Annotated in this window: 13 protein-coding genes and 2 pseudogenes; 1 reads left to right on the top strand and 14 read right to left on the bottom strand. The window is 35.3% G+C overall.

What is annotated here, in order from left to right:
- Nucleotides 1-995: relaxase family protein (locus tag HMPREF9129_RS02370; protein WP_004819964.1), on the top strand; the 995-nt coding region annotated here is incomplete at its 5' end.
- A gap of 19 nt (nt 996-1,014) precedes the next feature.
- Here HMPREF9129_RS02370 and HMPREF9129_RS02365 read toward each other — a convergent pair.
- From HMPREF9129_RS02365 to HMPREF9129_RS12165, 14 genes and pseudogenes are all read right to left on the bottom strand, one after another.
- A pseudogene (locus HMPREF9129_RS02365) lies at nt 1,015-1,439 on the bottom strand (TIR domain-containing protein).
- A gap of 72 nt (nt 1,440-1,511) precedes the next feature.
- Nucleotides 1,512-2,933: a Thoeris anti-phage system NAD(+) hydrolase ThsA gene (gene thsA / locus HMPREF9129_RS02360; RefSeq protein ID WP_115312102.1), complete on the bottom strand. Its 1,422-nt coding sequence runs from the start codon at nt 2,931-2,933 to the stop codon at nt 1,512-1,514.
- 8 nt (nt 2,934-2,941) lie between these two features.
- Complete coding sequence (locus HMPREF9129_RS02355) at nt 2,942-3,862, bottom strand: BsuBI/PstI family type II restriction endonuclease (RefSeq protein ID WP_004819958.1); 921 nt, start codon at nt 3,860-3,862, stop codon at nt 2,942-2,944.
- Nucleotides 3,855-5,351 carry an Eco57I restriction-modification methylase domain-containing protein gene (locus HMPREF9129_RS02350; protein ID WP_004819956.1) on the bottom strand — a complete coding sequence of 499 codons (1,497 nt, stop codon included), beginning with the start codon at nt 5,349-5,351 and terminating at the stop codon, nt 3,855-3,857. The genes HMPREF9129_RS02355 and HMPREF9129_RS02350 overlap by 8 nt, the downstream gene beginning before the upstream one ends.
- Nucleotides 5,335-5,550: a helix-turn-helix domain-containing protein gene (locus HMPREF9129_RS02345; protein ID WP_000036627.1), complete on the bottom strand. Its 216-nt coding sequence runs from the start codon at nt 5,548-5,550 to the stop codon at nt 5,335-5,337. The genes HMPREF9129_RS02350 and HMPREF9129_RS02345 overlap by 17 nt, the downstream gene beginning before the upstream one ends.
- Before the next feature lie 148 nt (nt 5,551-5,698).
- Nucleotides 5,699-6,376: a hypothetical protein gene (locus tag HMPREF9129_RS02340; protein WP_004819952.1), complete on the bottom strand. Its 678-nt coding sequence runs from the start codon at nt 6,374-6,376 to the stop codon at nt 5,699-5,701.
- A 24-nt stretch (nt 6,377-6,400) separates the two neighbouring features.
- Nucleotides 6,401-15,157, bottom strand: coding sequence for a helicase-like domain-containing protein (locus HMPREF9129_RS02335; protein WP_004819949.1), 8,757 nt, complete (start codon nt 15,155-15,157; stop codon nt 6,401-6,403).
- Between the two features lie 112 nt (nt 15,158-15,269).
- Nucleotides 15,270-16,301: a PDDEXK nuclease domain-containing protein gene (locus HMPREF9129_RS02330; RefSeq protein WP_004819947.1), complete on the bottom strand. Its 1,032-nt coding sequence runs from the start codon at nt 16,299-16,301 to the stop codon at nt 15,270-15,272.
- Between the two features lie 23 nt (nt 16,302-16,324).
- On the bottom strand, nt 16,325-16,504 hold the full coding sequence (locus tag HMPREF9129_RS02325) for an AbrB/MazE/SpoVT family DNA-binding domain-containing protein (RefSeq protein ID WP_004819946.1): 180 nt from the start codon (nt 16,502-16,504) through the stop codon (nt 16,325-16,327).
- 83 nt (nt 16,505-16,587) lie between these two features.
- Complete coding sequence (locus tag HMPREF9129_RS02320; protein WP_004819943.1) at nt 16,588-18,294, bottom strand: DNA topoisomerase 3; 1,707 nt, start codon at nt 18,292-18,294, stop codon at nt 16,588-16,590.
- Between the two features lie 97 nt (nt 18,295-18,391).
- On the bottom strand, nt 18,392-20,581 hold the full coding sequence (locus HMPREF9129_RS02315) for a CD1107 family mobile element protein (RefSeq protein WP_004819942.1): 2,190 nt from the start codon (nt 20,579-20,581) through the stop codon (nt 18,392-18,394).
- Entirely contained in the window at nt 20,559-20,795 is a 237-nt protein-coding gene (locus tag HMPREF9129_RS02310; RefSeq protein WP_000711923.1) for a hypothetical protein, read from the bottom strand. Before HMPREF9129_RS02310 ends, HMPREF9129_RS02315 begins: the two co-directional genes overlap by 23 nt.
- Nucleotides 20,796-20,807: 12 nt before the next feature.
- Nucleotides 20,808-22,967 carry a CHAP domain-containing protein gene (locus HMPREF9129_RS02305; RefSeq protein WP_000529887.1) on the bottom strand — a complete coding sequence of 720 codons (2,160 nt, stop codon included), beginning with the start codon at nt 22,965-22,967 and terminating at the stop codon, nt 20,808-20,810.
- A gap of 4 nt (nt 22,968-22,971) precedes the next feature.
- Nucleotides 22,972-23,225 (bottom strand): annotated as a pseudogene (locus tag HMPREF9129_RS12165) (VirB4-like conjugal transfer ATPase, CD1110 family); the annotation flags it as partial.

Raw genomic sequence — 23,225 nt, 5'->3', positions numbered from 1 at the left:
TCAATAATGTAAATATGGTAACTGGCAAGTGCTATCAATCCAACAAGAAAAGCTACCACCAAATCAGGTATCAAAGCGATAAGCTATGCAAAGAAAACAACCTATCTGTGATTGATGAGTTCTACGAGAGCTATAAGAGAAAGTACAAAACAAATGGAAAGTCATGGTATGAAAATGAGCAATCTAAGAAAGGTACTTCTTGGAAAAGCAAACTTCAATTTGACATTGACAGAATAATACAACAGTCTAAAGATTGGGAAGAATTTCTAAAGAAAATGGCGGAACTTGGTTATGAAATAAAGCATGGAAAACATATAGCTTTTAAGCCAAAAGATAAGCAGAGATTTACAAGGGCTAAGACGATTGGTGAGGATTATACCGAAGAAAGATTAAAAGAGCGTATTACAGAAAATCAATCTATTAAAGCCCCGCCTGTCAAAAAACGAATCGGAAATGTTATCAATATGAATACCAATGCCAAAGTAAAAGAGAGCAAAGGCTATGAATATTGGGCAACCAAGCATAACTTAAATACAATGGCTGAGTCAGTTATTTTTATCAGAGAACATGGCATTAACTCCGTCAAGCAGCTTGATGAATACATCAGGAAGTGTGCTGAAGAAAGACAAGCCTTACAAGATAAAATCAAAGAAATTGACAAGGATATGCAGCTACTTTCTGATACGATGGAACAAGTTCATACTGTTAAAAAGTATCGAGCCTACTACAAAGAATATAAAGCGAATCCTTCTGATAAGGCATTTTATGAGGAGCATAAGTCTGAAATCACACGCTACGAAACAGCTCTTGCAAAACTAAAAAAATCCTATTCAAAGCTGCCTGATTCCAAGGATATTTTAGATAAACTTGATAAATTGCAAGAAAAAAAGAATACCCTAATGCAAGAGTATTCTTCTACAAAATCTACTATGGACGAGCTTTATCAAATACGAAAGAACTATGGGATTTACATGGGTAAGGAGATGGAGAGATAGCTTTTCTCTCCATCATTTATTACCAAGTTGATGGTTTGTGTTCAATACCATATTCTATCAAATCTTCTATGTTATCCTTGATGTCATTATAAACATTATCACTTGCTGACCAATTGGACTCAAAACATTTAACATATTTAGACATTGATACTCCGCTTATATTATAGTAATCAAAAGGATTAGAACCTTTACTATCTTGTTCACCCTTTGCGTTTTTCAGTTTGTGAATATAGATTCCTACAATTCCTTTATTTAACTCATATGCTTTTTTTATTTCATAATTTATCCATTTTCTGTTTGCTGTTTTTTCTCCAATCAAAACAACTAAACATGAACGCTTATTTAACTGTTCATCAATCCATTCTTTAATTTTACTTTCAGTTTTTCTTTTACTTCCTCCCAGTCATTATCAGAAAAGGTAGAACTACTGTCTACTTTCCCCATGTTGCGAACCTGTCCTGCCCTCCAATTATCATTATCGTAATGAAAGCTAAAAAATACCTGTCTTTTTGCCATTTAAAGCTCCTCCTTGTTTAATATTTTAACTGCTTGAACTATGTTTTTAACAGACATATCAATATCGCCATCGCATTGTTTATTTGCCTGTTCAATTGCACTTATTGTATTTTTATCTGTAATTTCTCGAGTTATTTTATTGAATATTTCTTTAGCTGACCCACCAGTATGTTCAATTGGTAAACATACTAACCCATGCTTTTTACATAACTCAAATTCATCTATAACTCCACTTGCAATATTTTCTGTTTCTTTGTTTCCAAAAATGAATATAGCGATTCCGCAATTATCAATCATTTGCTCTCTATTTTCTTTATATAACTTATCTAAATCTATTCCCAATGAGCTATTTTGCGGGAAAGGCATAAGCGTCAAAAAATCACTTATTTTGGAATTATGATTCAAGCAATAATCTGCGACACCATTTAATATAAATTCACCTACACCTTTGCCATATCCATTCACAATACGATAACCATTCTTTGATAGTTCAAAAGATAGCTTGTGAATAAAATTTTTACCAGTTTCATGAGAATAACCCGGATAACAATATGCACTACCCGATACAAATATTGTTTTTCTTCGATATCTATCTACAAGTATACTTAATATGTCAGTAATTTCATTATAGTCATCTACCAAATAGGTAAAAATACCATACCTATTTATATCTTCTATTTGCAGCTCTTGTCTTACTTTTTTGTACTCATAATCCTCATCAGTATCTTGAACTCTTTTCATAATACAATAATGTTTTCTTGTATTCTTTTCGTCGAGTAATACCCTTAATCTTCCTATTACATAGTTAAAGTTTGGATCTTCAAAGCTAAATCCTAAAAATAGAAATGTCTTGGTAAGCAAATCGCCCTCTAAAACCTCTCTGAATAATTTTCTTTTGTTATATCCAAATTCTTCATAATCACTTCTTGTAAGTACTGCATCTTCAGGAGATTCTACATCGCCATGCAATTTGTATACTATTGCATCAAAATTATAATTTGTACCTCTTAGTTGTTCATCCTTTGTTTTTACATAAGGCTTTTTCATATTGGTTTCTAAAGCCTTTTCTATTAACTTATCATAATTTGTTGTCCAAAAAGTTGAAATGGGTAACTGTGATAATAATTTATGATTTTCAGTGGGTTTTACTAATTGAGAAAATTGACCTTTGATAAGATCATCTATTGATGTTCTCTTTTTCGAATTAGAATAATACTGAGCCAAATTAACCAAATCATTTTCTTTTTCAACATCTAATCCAATCTCTTCTGCTGGTTCTCTGAGAAGTTCTTTCCAACTACAAAACCCAGCAGGAATTGATAATCCTGCTCCAATAAATGCTCCTAATTCATCACTTTTAATAGCTTTTTCAATTTCTCTAATCAAATCTTTTTTGGATACTTCACCTTTAATAAAAAACACCTCCCTCATTATTTTCTCGGTCCTAAGAATTTATCCCCATTTAGATGAATCATATGGTCCGGCATATCCGCAATCCATACTTCCGTTTCCCACGCTAAAGACTCTGAAAATTTCTTAAATGTTTTAAAGTCTAAAAATGCTGTTACATATATTTTCCCAGCTGAAACATTTTCCGTCATTTCTTCAATTTCTTTTATTCTTTTTGGCTCCATTGCACCTACAGAAGTTACAGACTCAACAAAGTAAATCCAGTTCTTATCTTCTGAATATAAAACAACATCCGGCATTTTGTCATGGAGTGTTATCTCAAAGCCTAATTCTTTTAGTTTCTCCTCATTCTTCACCAAATCCTTTTGAATTGTATCACCAACATACAAACATTCAGAGTTCTCAGCAAATCGTGGAGCAAATTCTTCAATAATAAATTTCTGTAATTGATTGTGTTTACCGGGAGAAAATGTGAACTCGTCCCCGTTTATTTTAACAGGCATTTTTCTTACTGCTTTTTTAGAACTATATAGATCAATTAAGTTCTGATGAGATTTTAAGAAAATATTCTTCTGTTCTTCCCACAGACTTGATTGAAATGTTTTTACTAATAACAACATTTCATCAGTTAATCGATACCTGTAATTAGGGCTATTTGTTGCTTTCCCATTATCTTCAATAAATGCTGCATTCCTAAAATGATGCATCGCCTGTTTACGGAATGTTTCTCTACTATTCTCTGCATATGAAACCTCATAAAACTCTCTAATAAAGGCAATAACATCATGTATTCTTATCCATTTATTAGTTGCATTAGCCCATTCATCATTCTTTTTAATATCTGCCATTGCCAAAATAACATATCCACATAGATCTGACTGCTGTTTTGGTGGAACCTTAAGCTCACTTAAAATATTCTTTGCTTCTTCTAATTTAGACATATATAAATCTCCCTAATATTTCATCACAATTTTCTTCAGACATATCCTTTAATTTAATCAGTTCCTTTCCCATATTCTCAATACAGGTTAGTGGCGGAATTGGCATCGAGTTAATTTCAGTAGCATTCACTTGAGTTGATCCATTTAAAATTCTGTAATAATTATCATAAAGCGTAGAGTTCATTACAACATACAAACCATAAACCAAACAATCTGATAATCCTTGTAAGCCTGTAATAAAATTTATCTTATTCTGTGTGCTAATTGCCTTATATGTTGAAAAATTTTTAGCTAAATAAATTCCACATTGTAATCTACGCTTTTCTTCCTTTGCCGTAAATCTTTTCACAAATAAATAATTAGTGTTCTCCTGCAATAATCCTTTTTGCTCCGTTAATAGATACTCATTTTCTTTTCCAACAGGAAAAATCACTTTACCATCTTTTATATGTTGCGAATAAAATAAAGGAACTGCTTTTTCCTCTGCATCATTTCTTAGAGACTCTCGATTTCTAAAATCAACTGTCAAACCAGTTTTCATTTTCAAGCCAAGAGTTGGCAAGGTATCATTCCATTCATTTACCTTTTTAATCGTATCAGCTTCTTCTTTATCAGTTATCAAAAAAACATATTTGTGTTCTCCAGAAACAACCATATCGTAAGGAGCTTCAAAAACAGTCTTGCTGTCGAAATCAAAATTAGCGTTCGTTGTAGTTATAGTAATATTTTTAGGCTTGTTAGATTCTTTCTTAACCTTAATAATTATTGTTTCTTGCAAAACAGCTTCCTTATCGAAAACTTTATCTCTGCTCACAAATAAATGAATATGCCTCAAAACTACTTCTCTTAAAAATTTCTCGCGAAACTTTCTGAAATAAGCTCCAGAAGTCCATGATCTCGGAACGATAAATACTAATTCGCCATTATCGACTAAATTAAAACTTGCCATCTCCATAAAAAGAAAATACAAGTTTGGTGCTCCATAACAGATGTCAGGCATAGATAAAGCTTCATTAGCCGTTTTCCCAATCTTTAAATAAGGCGGATTTCCTATAATCACATCGTATTTTTCAGGTTCAGTACACGCACCCAGCATGTTGTTGTATTCAAGCGTTTGACTCGTTATATAATTATCTTTGACTATTTTGTATTCAATTTTTAATGGTGAATTGTCTCTTATCCACAACAAATTTTTATTTAAAAGTTCTAAAATATTACCATCAGTTTCATAACAAGTTATTTTTATCGTTTTAATCTTATCTGTATCAATTATTCTTTGGACAAGTGCCGCAGTAAGTATCCCTGAACCCGCTCCCGGATCAAGTATAGAAATTTCTTTTGAAAATGATGATAAATCAAATAATGATGCCATAAAAAGAGCTGTTTCTTTGCTTGTAAAAAATTGCCCATTTTTCTTGCGAATTTCTTTTGGCATCTGTTCAATATATTTATTTGTAGATTCAATTACATAATCAATTATTTTCATCATTCACCAACTCCATAATTTCATTTATACCACAGTTCAAACTATCACATATTCTGACAATCACATCAGTAGTGATATTCTCACTATTCTTCATTTTATAAAAAGTACTTCGACTAACTTCCGCTTTTTCCATTAGCTCAGAGTTTTTCATGTCTAAATCTATCATTTTTTTAAATAGCTTTTTATAACTTATTTTTGACACAATTGTCCTCCCCATGCATCTGATTTCTTTTTTATCATTATATCATATTTATTCACTTTTTTCACTACAAACTTCCTTTTACGCAAACATACGCCATTTGTATAAAAAAAAGAGTCGGTGCAGTCCTAAGACCACACCGACCATAAATTTATCTCTCAGCTTCTTTGCTTGCTTCTTTCTTTTCTTTTGGCTTTTCCTTATCTTCCGCCTGATATTTCTTGATAGCTCCAATTACAGATTCTTTCTTTTCTTCTTGTCCTTTCATTTGTTCCTTTGCCTTTAGTAGCTTTGAAGAAAGTATCCTGATGTTGCTATGCTCCTTGCCGTTATCATCAATGGATGTTCTTATTTGTCCAAAGAGCTTAACAAAGTCTCCCTGCTTAAAGTCCTTTGGAATATCGCTTTTTTCTCCATAAGCGGAGCAGTTGCGATATACCTTGTTTCCTTCATCGTCTTTAGATACTACGGAGAAATTAGCTACCTTAAAGGCTTCTCCGTTTTTATTTTCCCTTTCAACTAAATCGACTTCCCCTACAATATTGCCAACGATATTGATAAGATTATCGTTTTCTTCCTGAACATAAGGCAGATCTTTTATCTGTCCCTGTTCCCTTAAATCATCAATCATGTAGTCAAATTCCTCATGTAGCAAATTAAGGCTGTCATTGTCCATATAAGCGTCATAGAGCTTGTCTAAAGCACTTTCATCATTGATACCTTTTTCTACGCTTATAATCGCTTTTACAAAGTCCTTATGATTATCATTTACCATATCTTCTATTTGATTTCTCATTGTTTTGTAATCCATGTTTTTGTCTCCTTTCATGGCAAAAGGGAGGTTACCCTCCCCTTATCTTAAAATTTCCGGTTCTTTTGTTTTTTGCTTTTCTTCTGTTTTACTTTCATTTTGATAGGCTCTTATCTGTCCTAAAATAGATGGCTTATCATCTGATTTTTGTGCGGTTTCTTCTTTGCTATGAAGATTGTCCTCCACATCATAAGTTGACTCAAAATAATCACTGTCCTTAAAGTCATTGTCATATCTGTCAGGAATGCCATCATTATCGAGGTCCTTAGAGAGCGGATCATAGAAGTTACCCTCATCGTCAATATCAAGTCCTGTTGCTGCTCTTAAATCTTCGGAATCAACATAAACCAAATCGCTAAAAGAGGACATTTCTATTTCATTTTTCATGTTTCTTAGAGCTTCATTTTCTCCTTTATTCTCATAGTCAAAACTCTCTGATTTGATAGGCGTATCATCAATATACTGCGTCCAAGTTTTCTCCTCTAAATCAAGCTCATACTGAATACCATATCTTTCATCCGGTATATTGGTATAGGCTATACCGATATGCTTTAAGTCAGGATACAAGGTATTAAATTCATCATAGCTGTGATTTTCTTCGTACTCTCTGTTACAGAAGTCAATGATTGCCCTTTTTACATCTTCTACAAGTGGATTATTATTTCTCTTTTCTTCCACTTCTCCCATATCAAGGAGCTTATTCAGTTCTGCAAGTCTTAATACCTTAGTTTTCAGCTCATCTGCTTTTTCAAAAGGCTTTTTTAATTCTTCTTTGGCATTTTCAAGTTGTTCCTTTGTGCTGATGAGTTTTTCTTCAAGCCTGTTTAATTTCTCAGACATTTTCTCAAGAGCGTTATCCAGTCTTGTGATGTTACCGTCCGCACTAGTTCCAAGCTCTCCTGAATGCTTTGCAGCACCGTTTAGGCTAAAGTTATGTGAATTAGTAAAGAAGTTATAGCTTACCTCTAAATCCATATTTCTATACTTGCCTATAACCTTGCTTTCATTGATTTTAATCTTTGAAATTGCTTCAAGTAGTCTTTCTCCGGCTAATTTCTTGTCGGTAATCTTTTCTCCTGCAATGGTAATGGAAGTAAACTTTTCCTCACCTTCCGCTTTTGGCTCAACCGCTGATATGTCTTTCTTGACAGCTTCAATGAGTTTTTCCGTTCTTGCGATTTCTTCAGGATAATTTTTCGCCACCTTATCCTCTAATCTGTAACGGTTAGACTTATAGTTTGCTTCAAGCATTTTTAGTTTTGTAACCTCATTATCCAAGTCCATCTTTTCTTTAATCTTCGGATCACCTGTGGCAAGAGCTTTAATTTCTGCATAGTTTAATGAACTTTCGTCCACATCTTCTGCAACTCTGACAGGAGTCTTTGAAGTCATAATCTGAGAAATGAACTTCTGCTTATTTTCTATCGTCTGCCATAAATAGGCGTCAAAGGTATTCTCTGTAACATAACGATAAATATTCACTTTCTCATTTTCGTTTCCCTGTCTTACGATTCTTCCTGCCCTTTGCTCTAAGTCAGCGGGACGCCAAGGCACATCGAGGTCATGCAAAGCAATCAGTTTGTTTTGCACATTCGTTCCAGCTCCCATCTTCTGCGTTGAACCCATTAAGATACGAACTTCGCCTTTTCTTACTTTCGCAAAGAGTTCATCCTTTTGCTTATCAGAATTTGCTTCATGGATAAAGGCGATTTCTTCTTTCGGTATTCCCATAGCTACGAGCTTTTCTCTAATATCATCATAGATGTTAAATTCTCCATCTCCTTTTGGAGTAGACATATCGGAGAAAAGTAGCTGTGTAGATTTGTTTTCTTTTGTCTTATCCCAAATGGAAAAGACATTTTTTACACAGACATTGACCTTACTATCAGGATTATCAGGAAGTAGTGGATTGATTAAACGCTGATCTAAGGCAAGTTTCTTTCCATCGTTAGTAATTTTAAGCATATTATCTTCATCAGGCTCTACAACCCTATTTCTGACATCATCCGCTCTTTTAGAAAGGCTCTTTAGGATTTCCTTTTGTTCTTCAGAAGGCTCTGTTTTAATAACTTCATAATTAGCTTCAGGTGTAGGAAGATTTAGCATATCCGCAGTCTGAATATCTGCAACTTCCTTAAACATCGACATCAACTCAGGCAAGTTATAGAACTTTGAAAATCTCGTTTTCACCCTATATCCTGTACCTTCAGGAGATAATTCAAAAGAGCTTTGTGTTTCTCCAAAAGTGGAAGCCCAAGAGTCAAAATGCTCCATTCCATTCTTTTTAAGGCTCTCATACTGAAGATACCTTTGCATGGTATAAAGTTCTGTCATAGAGTTACTTACAGGCGTTCCTGTTGCAAAGACCACGCCTTTTCCGCCTGTCATTTCATCCATATAGCGACACTTCATGAACATATCTGAAGACTTAAAGGCTTCTGACTGCCCGATACCTGCAACATTACGCATTTTTGTATAGAGATAAAGGTTCTTAAAACCATGTGCCTCGTCAACAAAGAGCTTATCAACTCCTAATTCCTCAAAGGTAATCACATCGTCTTTCTTAAAATCATCATTTAATTTCTCAAGCCTTGTTTCCAGTTTTTTCTTTGTCTTTTCAAGCTGTTTTACTGTAAAGTTTTGATTTCTGTCATGCTTGTATTCTTCTACATAGTTTACAATTTCATCAATCTGATCTTGGATGTGCTTCTCCTGATATTCCTTTGACATGGGGATTTTTTCAAACTGCGTATGCCCGATAACAACCGCATCATATTCCCCTGTGGCAATCTTTCCGATAAATCTCTTTCTGTTTTTTGGCTCAAAGTCTTTCTTATCAGCTACCATAATGTTAGCTGACGGATATAGCTGCATAAACTCTCTACCGATTTGCCCTGTTAGGTGATTTGGGACAACAAACAAGGACTTACTGCACATCCCAAGCCTCTTACTTTCCATTGCAGAAGCCACCATTTCAAAGGTCTTTCCACTTCCTACTACATGGGCAAGCAAAGTGTTTCCTCCATAAAGGCTTCTTGCTATGGCATTTCTTTGATGAGGTCTTAAATCAATCTCTGTATTCATTCCCTCAAAAGAGAGATTGCTTCCGTCATATTCTCTGTTACGGATGGAGTTAAAACGCTCGTTATACAGTTTTACAAGACGGTTTCTTCTTTCCTGATCGTTAAATATCCAGTTCTTAAATTCTTCTTTTAATAGCTCCTGCTTTTGTCCTGCAAGCATGGTTTCTTTTTTATTTAAGACAGATGTTTTAGATCCGTCCGGATTTACAATCTGGTCAAATACCTTTGTTTCTTTCAGGTTTAAGGCATCTTCAATCAGCTTATAGGCATTTACCCTTGATGTACCAAAGGTCATTTCAGCAAGGTCATTTCCTCTGTCCCTGCTTTTTCCTTCTACATTCCATTCGCTTGTAAGATTGGAAAATTTAACCTTAATATCCCATTTGGCATACCCCGGAGTTTTTAGCGTTTCAAAGATGAATTTCTCAATATCTTTAATAGGTATCCAAGTTGCACCAAGACGCACATTGATTTCACTTGCTTCAAGTTCCTTTGGAAGAACTTTGGTAAGCTCTGCTTTTTGGTATTCCAAACGGTTCATTTCATAGCTTATCAGCTCTTTTTCTTTCCCATTCTCAGTAAACCCAAGATGAGGAAGCTCTCGTTCCGTTTGTCTTAGCTTTGATAAGTAGCTATCTACTATGGCAATCTTATCCCTGATATTCCCACTTAAATATTCATCCTTTGTTACATAGCCATATTTATAGGAGTTGCTGCCATTTGCACAGGCAAAAGGTAAATCGCCATCCTCTAAGTTAAAGGAAAGCGGTCTGTAAAAGTTTTGTTCCTCTCTAATATTTAGGTAGATTTCCCCTCGAAGCTCCTCAATCAAAGTCGGTCTGTCTTTTCCTGTAAGACTTCCCATATAGTCAAAATCCACATAGCCTTTTTCAGACACCGATAAGACAAGGGCTTCTAAAGAAGTATCCACATGGTCTATAACTTTAGCCTTTGTAATAGTTCTTTTGGAGAAAATATCTCCCTTTGCCTTGAAATTTTCTTCTTCATCAAGGATTTCTATGGAGGAAACAAGAGGGAAGTTACTATCTTCTTTCAAGGCTCTGGTATTGCTTAATTTATTGACAAAGCCATGCTTCTTTGAAAAGTTATCATAGACTTCATTTAGTTTTTCCTGTGAAGCCTTGATTTCTTCTTCGCTAAAATCTTCTTTCTGCTTGTAAATCACATCTTTTAAGGCAGCATTCAGCTCAAGGTAATCCTTGATTTTTTCTTTATTCTTGTCTGATACTTCCTTTCTAATAAAGAGTGAATTTTCTCTGTAATAGACTTCATCATCAATCAAGGTGTATGAGAAGTTCTTTACATCATCGGTTGCAGGGATAGAAGTTATTTCATCATCAAGTAGCTCTATTTCTTCATACTTGGCATCTTTTGAAATTCTTTCTCCTGCAATCTCGATACGATCCTTTAACGAAGCCATATTGTTCTCTTGCCCTAAAAAGGCTATCGGTTCACAAGTTAGAGTTTTCCCAAATCTTCCGCTTACTTCACGCATAGAACCAAGCATCTGCTCAGGATGATCGACAAAGTATTTGTTATATGAAAGTCCATTTTCATCTTCCGCAAGGTGTATCCAATCTTCATCTCGCTCCAATACGCTATCTCTTTTCTTTAGGAAGATAATATCGCTTGTTACCTCAGTTCCTGCAACGCCCTTAAAGGTATCATTTGGAAGCCTGATTGCACCTAAAAATTCGGCTCTTGCTGCAAGATAGCGTCTTACACTTTCATCTTTTTTATCCATTGTTCCTGAAGATGTAATAAAGGCGATAACGCCGCCATTTCTTACCTTGTCAATGGACTTGGCAAAGAAATAATCGTGAATAAGGAAGTTATTGCGATTGTATTCTCTATCATTTACCTTGTACTCTCCAAATGGAACATTTCCGATTGCAACATCAAAGAAGTTGTTGGAAAATCCCGTTTCTTCAAGTCCCTTTACCTGTACTTCACTTTCAGGGTATAAGAGTTTTCCAATACGGCCGCTTACTGAGTCAATCTCTACGCCATAAAATTTTGACTTATCCATTTCATCAGGTAGATTACCGATAAAGTTCCCGATACCCATTGACGGCTCAAGGATATTTCCCTGTTTAAATCCCATACCGGAAAGCGTATTATATATTCCGTCAATGACAGTTTTTGGTGTGTAAAAGCTCGTTAAAGTAGATTCTCTTGCAGCTTCATATTCTGATGACGATAGATTTTTCTTTAAGAAAGCTCTTGCCTCTTTCCACTGCCCATCCTTACTTTCATCAAAAACATCGGAAAGTCCACCCCAGCCGACATATTTTGCTAAAACTTCTTGAGCTGTAATATCAAGCTCTCGTTCTCCGCTTTCCACCCTGTTAAGCATAGAAATTGCTTCAAGGTTATTGTTTAACCTCTCACTTGGAGATAACTTTTGAGGAAGCGTATCTTCTGTAATCTTGAAATTGTGAGCCTCATTTTTCTTTATTTCTATTTCCTCAAAAGTCTTTTCGGGTTTTGCATTGGTAAGATTTTCAAAGATTTTATCAAGCTCACTTTCTTTGTAATAAGGAATTACATCGGAGCCTGTAATCATACCTCCAAGATACTCTGTATTATCCTTGACCGTTACTGTCTTTAGGTTATTTCCCATATCATCAAATCTTGTGATGGTATAGTCTTTTCCTTTGTACTTCACTTCATCGCCGATGATAAATTCAGGTTTTTCGAGACTTACTTGTCTTAATAACTCCTCATCATCTGTAAAGGATATAATCGGTATTTGATGATTACCTTGCCTTACAGGATCAAGCCACAAATCATTTCTTCCTGTGATTTGATTTTTAGAGATCTCCCTTACTTTGTACTCCTCATGATTAAAATAGACGGTATCGCCTTCTTTAACTGCAAACTCATCTGAAAAACTATCCTCTTTTTCATTCAGCTCTACTTCTTCTTTTTCCTTTAGATAATCAAATAAGGAAGCCTGAAAAGGTTCTGCTTGTATGCTTTCTTCCACTTCTTCAGGTGCTTCAAGCTCTGCAATATTGTCCTCAAAGCTAAGCTCTCCATTAAAGACATGATGAAGCTCCTGCTCATCCATCTGCTTTTTAAGCTCACTGTCTTTAAGCTCTCTAAAGGTCTTTGGAAAATCTTCTAAAACAAGCCTTTGGGCATTTAGTTCCTTTAGCTCATCAAGATTAAAATATCCCCATTCCGGTTCGATACCTAAAACAAGTCCAAAAGCGTCTTTGCTTTCTCTATCGTACTCCGTCATATACCAAGTCCAGTTGCTTCTAAATGGAATGATATATGCTGCATGAACCTGTTTATCCGCTAAAGCTACATCCTCTTGTGCATAAAGTTCAGGAACTCGCTCAAGCATTTCATCAGTCATTAGATTATTTGGATCGTCTTTAGAGTAATAGCTTGACTCTTTTTGTTCTTCTATCGCTGTCTTGCTTTCAATTTTATTCTCTTCAAGATAAAGATTTTTAGAAAGCAGCTCGTCTATATGCTTTGCTACATTTGACCATGTAAGAAAAACATCGTTACAATGATTCTTCTGTAATTTAAGTCCCTTTGCATCGTGCCATTCATCACTTCCCATTTCACCTGATACTGCATGACTTCTCCCGCCGATCCCATATTCGTCTTTTAAGAAATTCGCTTTTTCCTGAAGCGTATGACTTTCTTTAAAATATTTTGTAATCCTCTCTTTTCCCTGATCAAAACCGCTTCCTCTTGAAATCGTAGCAAGGACTTCATCTTCTGTAATAAAGCCTTGTACCTTTGGAGGTTCGGTAAGGTTAGAAGTATATTCCTTTCTTGGAAGTTCAAGCTCCTGCAATTTCTGATAAAGGCTATCTACCTTGTGGTAGTGAAACCTTAGTACATCTTTGTTTTTTTTATATTCTTTCAAAAAGCGACTATACTCGGAAATAACATTTTTTAGATAGTCAGGATTTTTAAGAGCTTCCGATAACTGTCTTGTTTCTTCCGGAAACCCACCTCCTCTTTCTATAAAGTCAAAATAACCCTGTGCTTTCCTTTCTTCACTTAAATCGTGATATAGATACCATAGCGATTCTGAAACTCTATCTCTTTCATAGTCCTGTGCTTCTAAAAGCTCTATATTTGTAGCAAACTCTCCTGTTTCTAAAAGCTCACTGATTCTTCTTGCAGCATCACTCCAGCTTAAAATTTGCGTCATATCTTCTCTTGCAGAAGTTCCATAAGCTAAATGAATGCCTTTATCCGAATACCAGGAAGATACTTCTCTTTCATCAATGTAAAATCCGTTTCCACCTCTAAAGGTATCTTTAAGGTATTCTCCTAATTCTTCTACTGCTTTTCCTTTGGAAAATTCATCAATGATAGGAAGTCTTTCGCCCTCATGGTTTCCACCGTTTACAAGAATACTGTCAATATCATTTTGTGTAAGAGGTATTGTAAGTTTAATCTGTCCTGATCTGTTTTCGGGTAAAGAAAAAGAAGCCTTGTCAGCTTCTCTTATCTCTTTATCCGTATTTTCTTTTAGATTTCCACTATCTCCTTGATTGTCATCTCTTTGAGGGCTGAAATCATCGCTTTGTACTGTGGATGGCTCTCGTCCTCTATCTTCCAAGCTGCCATCAGTTTCGGCTTCTCTGCTCTCATAAACTCTATTGCCTGTTTCTGAGTATCCATCAGGTTCTTGGTCAATTTCTTCTCCTTGTATAAATCCACTAACATCTCGAAGTGGCTCTGCTCCTCGCTGTTTGAAAGATAATCCAGCCTCATCACTGCGTATGTCGGATTCGGATATTCCCTCATAAAGTCCGTCTCTTCCTCTAACTGATTCAGTGTATTCTCTTTGATTTTCTCTATTATCTCGTCCGTACTCTCCATTTCGGAAAATTCGCTCGTTTTCACTAATTCTTTCCTGATCATCTCGTCGAAGTACATTTTCTTCTACCTCCTCTAATTCTTCTTTTATTTTATTATATCCTGCTTCTTTACCTCTTAAAACTTCTTTTTGCAGCTCTAACTCTTTACTCTTTTGAATGGTCGCATCAATTATATTTCCACTAATGTCTGATACGATTTCTCCCAAGCTCATAAGGGAAATGCTGTCAAGCATTGCAAAGTTTTCCTTTAAAAGTTCATTATCCATAGGATAGTCTAACTTAAATCTTGAAGCTACTGCATAGCTTACTGAATCCCTAACAAATTTAGTAAAAGATATTCTGTCCTCATCGGATATTCTAAGCTCATTTATCAAGCTATCTATTTTTTCATCTCCGTAGAACCTGCTTAAAGAAAAGATATTTTCTAAGGTGCTTTCGCTTTCTTCATAGCCCTCAGCTTTTATCATTTCTTTTAATACATCTCTATGAGCTTCTTTATCAAATCTCCAAAGATTTACCTCATTGACATCTCGGTTTCTTGAAACAGTCTGACTTATATCAAAGATATAGTCCACTTTTTTGTATGTGCCATAATCCTCTAAAATGGGGATACCTTTTTGTCCACGCATAACCGTTCTGTTAAAGCGTTCTCTCCAGTAATCAAACTTGGCACAAGCTGTCGCTTCAGGATTTTTATCATAAATACTTAACTGACTTCTAAAATCGTACTTCTGATTGTTCCCGACAACTTTTAAGAGCTTCAGATACTCTGCTTCACTCTGCAGAACATCTTGTTTTATAAGCTCCAAAATGTTATGAAAATCATTTATTCGCATATTTACCTCCTTCTTTTTTACAAACAAAAAAGGCGGTTAGATTTTACTCTAATCACCTTTAAATTCTGTGTGCTGCAACTTAATGTTTTATAAATTCCTCAATGCTATTTTTCTACTCATTTTCTTCTTCTGCAATTTCTGTATACTCTTTCAGCTTTCTTTGCAACAGGTTCTTATCTATTAGTTTTAAGGTGTATTCCGATACCATAGTAGGAGAAAGGCTTCTACTAAGTGCAAATTCTACAACCTCATCATCTTTTGAAGCACAAAGAATAACACCGACACTTGGATTTTCAGTTTTCTTTTTTACTTCTCTATCTAATGCTTCTAAATACAAGTTCATTTTGCCTATATATTCCGGTTTAAACTCCCCTATCTTTAGTTCAAATGCAACTAAGCAAGATAACCCTCTATGATAGAATAATAAATCTATATAGTAATCATGATTGCCAACCTGTACCCTGTATTCATTTCCTATGAATGAGAAATCTTTACCAATTTCCAATATGAAATTCTTCAGATTTTCAAGAATTGATTTTTGAAAATCTCTTTCACTTCCAATCTTTGGTGCATCAAGAAATTCCAAGACATAGCTGTCCATAAACAAATTATGTGTTTCTTTCTTTGCCTTTTGTGTGGCAGGCAAGCTCTCACCGCTTGAAAGCATATACCTCTCATAATAACCACTATCCATTTGTCTTTCCAACTCACGCTTTGAATACTTTTCTCTGACTGCCAGTTCAATATAAAATTGTCTTTCTTCCTTGCTTTTTGAACCAGACATTATTTTCAAGTGATTTGTCCAACTCAATTGTGTCACCAGTGGTGACACTTTTTCATCGTCCTTATATAACTCGTAGAATTGCTTCATTCTATAAAGTCCTCTGCGAGTAAACCCTTTTAGATCAGGATAATTTTCAGAGAAAAAATCAGCAACATTTTCCACAAAATTTGATCCATAACTTGCTTCTTTGCTTTTCTCACTTATATACTTTCCCACTTCCTGATACATCAAAATCAGTTCTTCGTTGACTTTTCTATAAGCACGATCCTTTGCACCTTCGATAATCTTAACAATATCATCAAACTGATGATTATCTTTTCCCACATTTGTATTCTGCAATACCATCTTATCTTTATCCATTATTTACCTCTATAAATATACTGTTATTTATCAATATTTTCTTCAATAAAAGTCTTGGAGTTTTGAATTTGCACCTTATCTTTATGAACTACAAAAGTAACATAATCTCCATTTTGTAAGTTCAAGAGTTCTCTTATCCTTTTCGGAATGGTAACTTGCCCCTTTGACATAACTTTTGCAGTATCCATAAATGTATCTTTCATACTCGTTTCCTTTCTCCCTACTTTTCCTACAAAAGATTATAGCATTTTTAGGGCATTTTTTCCACCTTGAAATTAGTGGCATCTTACTTGGTATAAGTGGAAACCACTTCTTTTATCTCATTTTCAATCGCTTCTAAAAAATTTTCCTTTGAAGATTGCCCCTGTGCAATATCCGATAACTCCATTTCCCACTTTGCTGTTGTTTCTGCCGATTTAAAAGTATCAGCTACAATCGTTACAAGGCTGATTCCCTTATGTGTAGCAATAAGGTTCTTTTTATCTCTTTCTACAAATCCCTTGAAAATCAGATTTTCAATAATCCCCGCTCTTGTTGCGGGTGTTCCAAGTCCTTTTCGCTCAACTTCTACACCTTTTTCCAATGCGTCATTTCCTGCAAGCTCCATAGCCTTTAGGAGAAGATCTTCCGTAAAATGTTTAGGCGATGATGTGTATTTTTCTTTTATCTCTTTATCTTTAATATCAAGACTATCACCAATCTTTACATCCGGAAGCACTGTATCTTCATTTTTCTTTTTTACATATTCGTTTAGGTATTTGGTAAAGCCTTCATCTACAATCACCTTGCCACTGCTTGTAAATTCAAATCCATCAAATTCAGCCACAATCTTCGTTGTATTCTCAATTAAAGGATAGCCTACACTTGCATGTAGCTTATTTAAAATAAGTTCATATACCTTCAATTCACTTTCCGGAAGAGAAGTTAAGTCCTCATTCATACTGCTTACTGTCGGTATAATCGCATGATGGTCTGTAACCTTTTTAGAGTTAAATACCGTCTTGATACGCTCTGTATCAAAATTATTCTTCCCTAAAATGTTATTAACCGTACTTACAATCATATCTTCAGTAAGGCATCTGCTGTCTGTTCTTGGATAGGTAATCAGTTTCTTTTCGTAAAGACTTTGAGCATAATCAAGTGTCTGCTTAGCTGAGTATCCAAAATATTTATTGCACTCTCTTTGAAGCGTTGTCAGGTCAAATGGCAGCTCAGGTTTTGTTATCTTTTCCTTTTGAATAACATCGGTAATTTCTATCTTATCGCCTACTAAATTGATTAGCTGTTCAGCAGCAACCTCATCATCAATTCTATCTGTTGATAGTGTAAAGCCATTAAGGCTTAATTCCACTGTATTATATTTTTCTTTCTTAAAATTTGCTATCTCATCATCTCTATTTACAATCATGGCAAGGGTAGGTGTTTGAACTCTGCCAACACTGTAATTTTGCTTGTATAGACACGAATACAGTCTGCTTAAATTCATTCCCACAATCCAATCTGCAATCGCCCTTGCTTGTGCTGATGCAAAGAGATTATCATAAACCTTTCCGTCTTTCAGGTTATCAAAACCATCCTTTATGGCACTATCTTCCATTGATGAAATCCAAAGGCGTTTCATCTTCTTTTTACAATTTGCCTGATTATATACAAGCCTAAAAATGGCTTCTCCTTCACGCCCTGCATCGCAGGCATTTATCACGATGTCTATATCCTTATCATTCATCAGCTTTTTAAGAATCGTAAATTGTTTCTTTGTGGACTTTGCAATCTCATACTTATATTCTTTTGGGATAATCGGTAAATCCGCCATATTCCACTTAGCATACTTTTCATCATAGCTTTCCGGATTTGCCATTTGAATTAGATGTCCTACGCACCAAGAAACCCTATATCCGTTTCCTTCATAATATCCATCCTTCTTCTTTGTTGCTCCGATCACTTTTGCAATAGAAATTGCAACACTTGGCTTTTCAGCAATTACTAAATTCATCTATTTTTTCCTCCTGTTTTTCAAAAAAAGAGGGCGAAAGAAGTTACTCTCCCGCCCTGTCTTTTGCACCAAATATTGTATAGTTTTAGGTGCAAATCTACTCTACCTCATCATCTTCTTTATCTTCTATTTCTGCTTCACCTACTTCATTTTCACTTTCTTCCGCTTCTGAAAAGAAATCATCATCTTCCTCCTCAAAGCCTTCAAGCTCCTTATCTTCCTTTTTCTTAATGACCTTGAAATAATATCCTGCACCTAATGCTCCTGCTACTACAAGAATGAGAATTAAGTAGGTTCCCATATTGCTGCTTTCTTCTTTTTTTACTGGCTTAGGTTCTTCTTTTTCAGGTTCTTCCTTTGTAATTTCCTGTTTTGGAGCTTCTTTCTTTTCAACCATATTAAGAAGATCATCTTCGGATACTTCTGTTAGGAGCATAACATTCTCGCTATCCTCATCGTGATTGATGATTAAATGAAAGGTCTTGCCATTCTTAGTAGTAAAGGTAACAAACTGTCTTGCATCAGCAGAATATTTATCCGTTTCTTTATTATCTTTACTGTCATTATGGTGAATTGGATAATCATTGTTGGCATTATCCTTATTTTCCGTAACAGTTCCTCGTGCCTTTGATGGAGCAGAAGCAACTCCTTTATTGGTATTTACTGTCTTACTTGAACCATCTAATGAAGAATCCTGACTACCATTATTAGCGGGCTGTTTCGGTGTCAGCTTATTGGGATAACGAACTTCCTTTTCTTTCTCATCGGTCTTGCCAACATTTGTGTCCTTTGTAATCTTTCCTGTATTATCCTGTGATGATGAGCCTTTACCCGTATCACTTACAGATGTTTTAGGGAAGTTTCCTGTTCCTGTTTTCATTCCGGAGATAGGGCTGATTGTGGTTACAGTAGGATTATGCGTAACAGGAGCTTTGCCAACCTCATTCGTCTTTTTCTCAAGCTCCTTAATTTTCTCAGTTAGCTTCTCAATCTCCTTTTTCATATCCGCCGATAAATCCTTATCGTCTTTGCCCTTTTCAAGTTTTTCCTTCAGCTTATCTATTTTTTCCTCAAGGTCTTTGATTTTCTCCTTTTGCTTATCGCTTAATTTATCCTTGTCCTTAATCTCCTGATTTAGCTTGTCAAGTTTTTCCTGAAGTTCCTTAGATTCCTTTTCCATTTTTGAAATATCATCTTTGCTAAGCTCTGTTTGAGTTCCCTTATCTTCTGTTTTTGGCTTTTCTGTCTGCGTCTGAGCATTACTTTCTAACTTTTTTACAATTCGGATAATACTATCGCTTCCATCACCTTTTACTGTGTAGTTTACAAAATCGTCATTAAAGCTCATGTTATCAGGAAGCATTTCAAGATCAGAAGCGTCAATCACCTGATTTTTGTCAAAGGAAGCTGAATACTCCTTATATACCTTTCCATCCTGATATTGATATTTGACCTTTACTTCACTTTTTGTCTGACTTTCCTGATCCTTTGTATCCTTATTGTCTGTTTGAGTTGACGCATTCGCTACTCTCTTATATAAATCCTCTAAAGGTAATTCAAGGTATGGGACACCGGTATGAAATCTGTTCCATGTTTCAATAATCAGCTTGTCTTTAACAATCTTGATTTCTTTTACATTGTTGATATTGGGATTTGCTTCCTTTACTCTGCCAATAATAGCGTTCTTTGTTTCCTCTTTAAGCTCTCCCTCATAATCAACCGTTACTTTCTCAATATTTCTATTTAACTGTAGAACAGGGCAGGTATAGACAATGACATTTGCTTTCTTTCCTTTTACAGTTCGTTCTTCTGCATTTTCTGTAATATCTCCAATATAGTAATTATCTTTATCTCTTGGAGAAACGATACTTGTAAAAGCACCTGTCCCTACATTGTGAATTCGATAATATGGATAAGTTTTCTTTGTCATGTATCTTAGATCATCTAACTGATTTTCTTTGTCCATATTCTCATTGGTAAAGGTTTCATTATACTTATCGACAACTACACCTCCCTTTTCTTCAAAGGATTTTGATAAGGAAAATTTAAAGTTCAATGGCTGACCTTCTTTATTTTCTTTTCCGACATAATAAAATCCTCTAAAGGTGTCATCTGAAGTATGATCCTCGAATTTCAGTTCATAATATGTTTCATATTTTTCAGGCGGTTCATTTGACGCAAATACTGTCTTTGCACCAACTTTTAACACCCCTAAAACTCCACCCATTAAGAGGGTAAAAGCTACAACAATAGCTGTAATTCTTTTATTTTTCAAACTGGTTTTCATTTGTCTTCTCCTTTTTCACTTCTGCTTTTTCTCTGTTTACTTTTGCCATTAAATCACTGATTGTAATGTTGTTCTTTCTGCAAATGGCAATAATTTCTTCGTTTTCAAGTTCTTCCTCACGAATGAACAAAGGCTCCAATTCTTCATCAATTAGAGCCTTTTTATCTTTTAATTTCTTTATTCTGTTTTTTACTGCTGTAAGTTCTTTTTTCAAATTGTGTCCTCCTTATCTGTTTACATTTGGCGGAAAGCCGAAACCTACGGGATGGTGCTTGCAGAAAGTTGCTATCCAATCATCTAAGGTAGTTACTCTGATTCGCCCGATATTATCTATTACCTTGCCATCGCCTATATAAATTCCCACATGACCATAGGTAAGTCCTGCTGTACTTCCGCTACTACTACTTTCAACTGCAACAAGCATTCCTACCTTGAGTTTTGATTTATCTGATGTAAAGGTGTAGTTTCGGTACATATCACAAGCATTTCCTCCGATATATCCAAGTCCTGCATTTTGATAGACCTGCGACACCCACATAGCACACCAGCCTGCACCCGGAGATGGCGTAATGTATGCAGCATTTACAATCTTCTTTTGAACTTCCGTAGAAGCCTCATACTCTTTTCCACCTCCGATACCTCCATTGGAAGCAATCAGATCGCTATTGCCAAAGGCTTCTCCCATATTGCCTTGAGCAAGGAATAAGGCTTCATAGTGTTTTAGATTGTCAGGATAGTTCGCAAAGACTTCTCTGATGATACTGTCCATTTCCCTTTTATGAAGGGTTACAATGAGTTTCTTGTACTCGTAAGGTTCTTCATGGCTTTCGGTATATTCATTTCCATCTTCATCGGTATAGGTTTCTGTAACTGTCCTGTATCTGATTTCTACTTCTTCCTTATACTCAAGGTCATACATGGACTTAAAAAGCTCATTTAATACGGAGCTTACTTCCGATACATTCTTTACTTCTCCGCACCTTGATGTAATGTAGGATAAAAGCTCATGGACATTATGACCGATGTACTCTGTGTTATTTAGGATGTACTCGTCATATCCGGGATAATTCTCTTTGACATGATCAACCTCGTTTTGAAGCTCACTTTCCATAGCGGAAAAGTTCTGATTGATTTCATTTAGGACATTTGGCTTTGACAAATAGCTTGTTGTAAGAACAGAACTTGTGGAGTTCATAAAGCCTGTCATTCCCGTTCCTGCAAAGTTGATAAAGAAAGTTCCCAAAATAATAAGACCTATGAAAATAATCATAAGTCCCTTCGCTTTTCTTAATATAACTTCCTTTGAACTTTTAAGACTTCCTATAAGCCCCTCCTTAATGCGATCTCTAAGCCTTGACTTATTCTGCCTTTTAATGGAATCTTTCATCTGCTTTCGCTTTTGAAATCGCTTAAAGTTATTTGCTTTTTGATACTCCTGTGTCTTTTTTAGCTCCTCTTTGGCATCTCGAAATTCAAGTTTGGATTTTCGCTTTCTGATTTTATAGTCCTTATTCGTAAGGTCATATCCTTTTTTTGCTCTTTTCTTATCTGAATAGTTCTTAATGCCATGAATGAGTTTTGAGCTTGTGTCGGCTGTTTTTTCTCCTGCCTCTACCCCTTGATTTTCATCACTTCCATGAGATAAATAATCTCTTACGGTTTCACTTCCTTTAGCAAGTCCTGATAAAGCGGACACTTTAGAAGCCTTATCCCTAAAAGTTCTTTCCTGTTCTTTAGAAAGCCTGTTTTTCTTTTCTCTATCAAGAATGGCTTCTTTTCCGCTTTTTTTATTGTCAGCCTTTTCCTCTTTGGATTCTTTGTCCTTTTTTCTGGTATAGAGCTTATCGGAATAGTTTTTTCTCTTATATTTTTTCTTTTGAGCCTTTTGGCTTTTTGAAAAGCCTTTTGTATCTTCTGCTTTACGATGAAGGTTGTCCTCTACATCATAGGTTGACTCAAAATAGTCGCTGTCCCTAAAGTCATTGTCATATCTATCTATGATTCCGTCATTATCAAGGTCTTTTCCTAAAGGATCATAGATTTTTCCATCCTTAACCTCAGTAATATAATCTGCTTTTCCAATTTCTTTTTGACTTACACCTTCTGTTTCAGCTACAGAAGCTACGCTATCCTTATCGGAAGCTCTATACCTTGCATTTCTTTTAGAAGTTTTTCCGTTTAATTCAGTTTCTGCACTTCTCTTACTGACCTTTTCATGAACCTTATCTTGAAATCTGTCTTTGTCATGGACAATTTTCCCTCTGTAATCATCATTATGCTTTAGTTTATTTTCTTCAGGCTCTATGCTGCTATTACTTTTAAGTGTTTCCTTTTCTATCCTTGCTCTTTGCCTTTCCTTAAAGTCCCTTTTCAGTTTCTGTCCCATAAGCCTACCTCACTTCTTCAGGCTTAGTTGTCATCTTCTGATAAAGGATTGTGTCTTTCGGGAACTTATCAAGGAAAGGAACAATAGTATTTCCAAAAAACAAAAGTCCTTCTCCTGCATTGGAATTGGTTACATATTTTAGCTGTGGCTGTGAGATTTTAAGTTTCCTTGCTAAAATTTCTCTATCGCCTGAAGCCTGATTAAGCATTAGCACAAAGTCCGTATTATCAAAGATATTTTCAATTTCCTTACTCATCA

The organism is Peptoniphilus indolicus ATCC 29427 (assembly GCF_000227315.1).
Taxonomy (GTDB): Bacteria; Bacillota; Clostridia; order Tissierellales; family Peptoniphilaceae; genus Peptoniphilus; species Peptoniphilus indolicus.
Note: the sequence above shows the minus strand (reverse complement) of the source record. Positions and strands in the feature narration are given on the sequence as shown.

Coding starts and splice junctions, on each gene's coding strand:
- HMPREF9129_RS02355 (WP_004819958.1), bottom strand. CDS start 3,862: ATGTCTAAATTAGAAGAAGCAAAGAATATTTTAAGTGAGCTTAAGGTT.
- HMPREF9129_RS02350 (WP_004819956.1), bottom strand. CDS start 5,351: ATGATGAAAATAATTGATTATGTAATTGAATCTACAAATAAATATATT.
- HMPREF9129_RS02340 (WP_004819952.1), bottom strand. CDS start 6,376: ATGAAAGGAGACAAAAACATGGATTACAAAACAATGAGAAATCAAATA.
- HMPREF9129_RS02335 (WP_004819949.1), bottom strand. CDS start 15,157: ATGCGAATAAATGATTTTCATAACATTTTGGAGCTTATAAAACAAGAT.
- HMPREF9129_RS02330 (WP_004819947.1), bottom strand. CDS start 16,301: ATGGATAAAGATAAGATGGTATTGCAGAATACAAATGTGGGAAAAGAT.
- HMPREF9129_RS02325 (WP_004819946.1), bottom strand. CDS start 16,504: ATGAAAGATACATTTATGGATACTGCAAAAGTTATGTCAAAGGGGCAA.
- HMPREF9129_RS02320 (WP_004819943.1), bottom strand. CDS start 18,294: ATGAATTTAGTAATTGCTGAAAAGCCAAGTGTTGCAATTTCTATTGCA.
- HMPREF9129_RS02315 (WP_004819942.1), bottom strand. CDS start 20,581: ATGAAAACCAGTTTGAAAAATAAAAGAATTACAGCTATTGTTGTAGCT.
- HMPREF9129_RS02305 (WP_000529887.1), bottom strand. CDS start 22,967: ATGGGACAGAAACTGAAAAGGGACTTTAAGGAAAGGCAAAGAGCAAGG.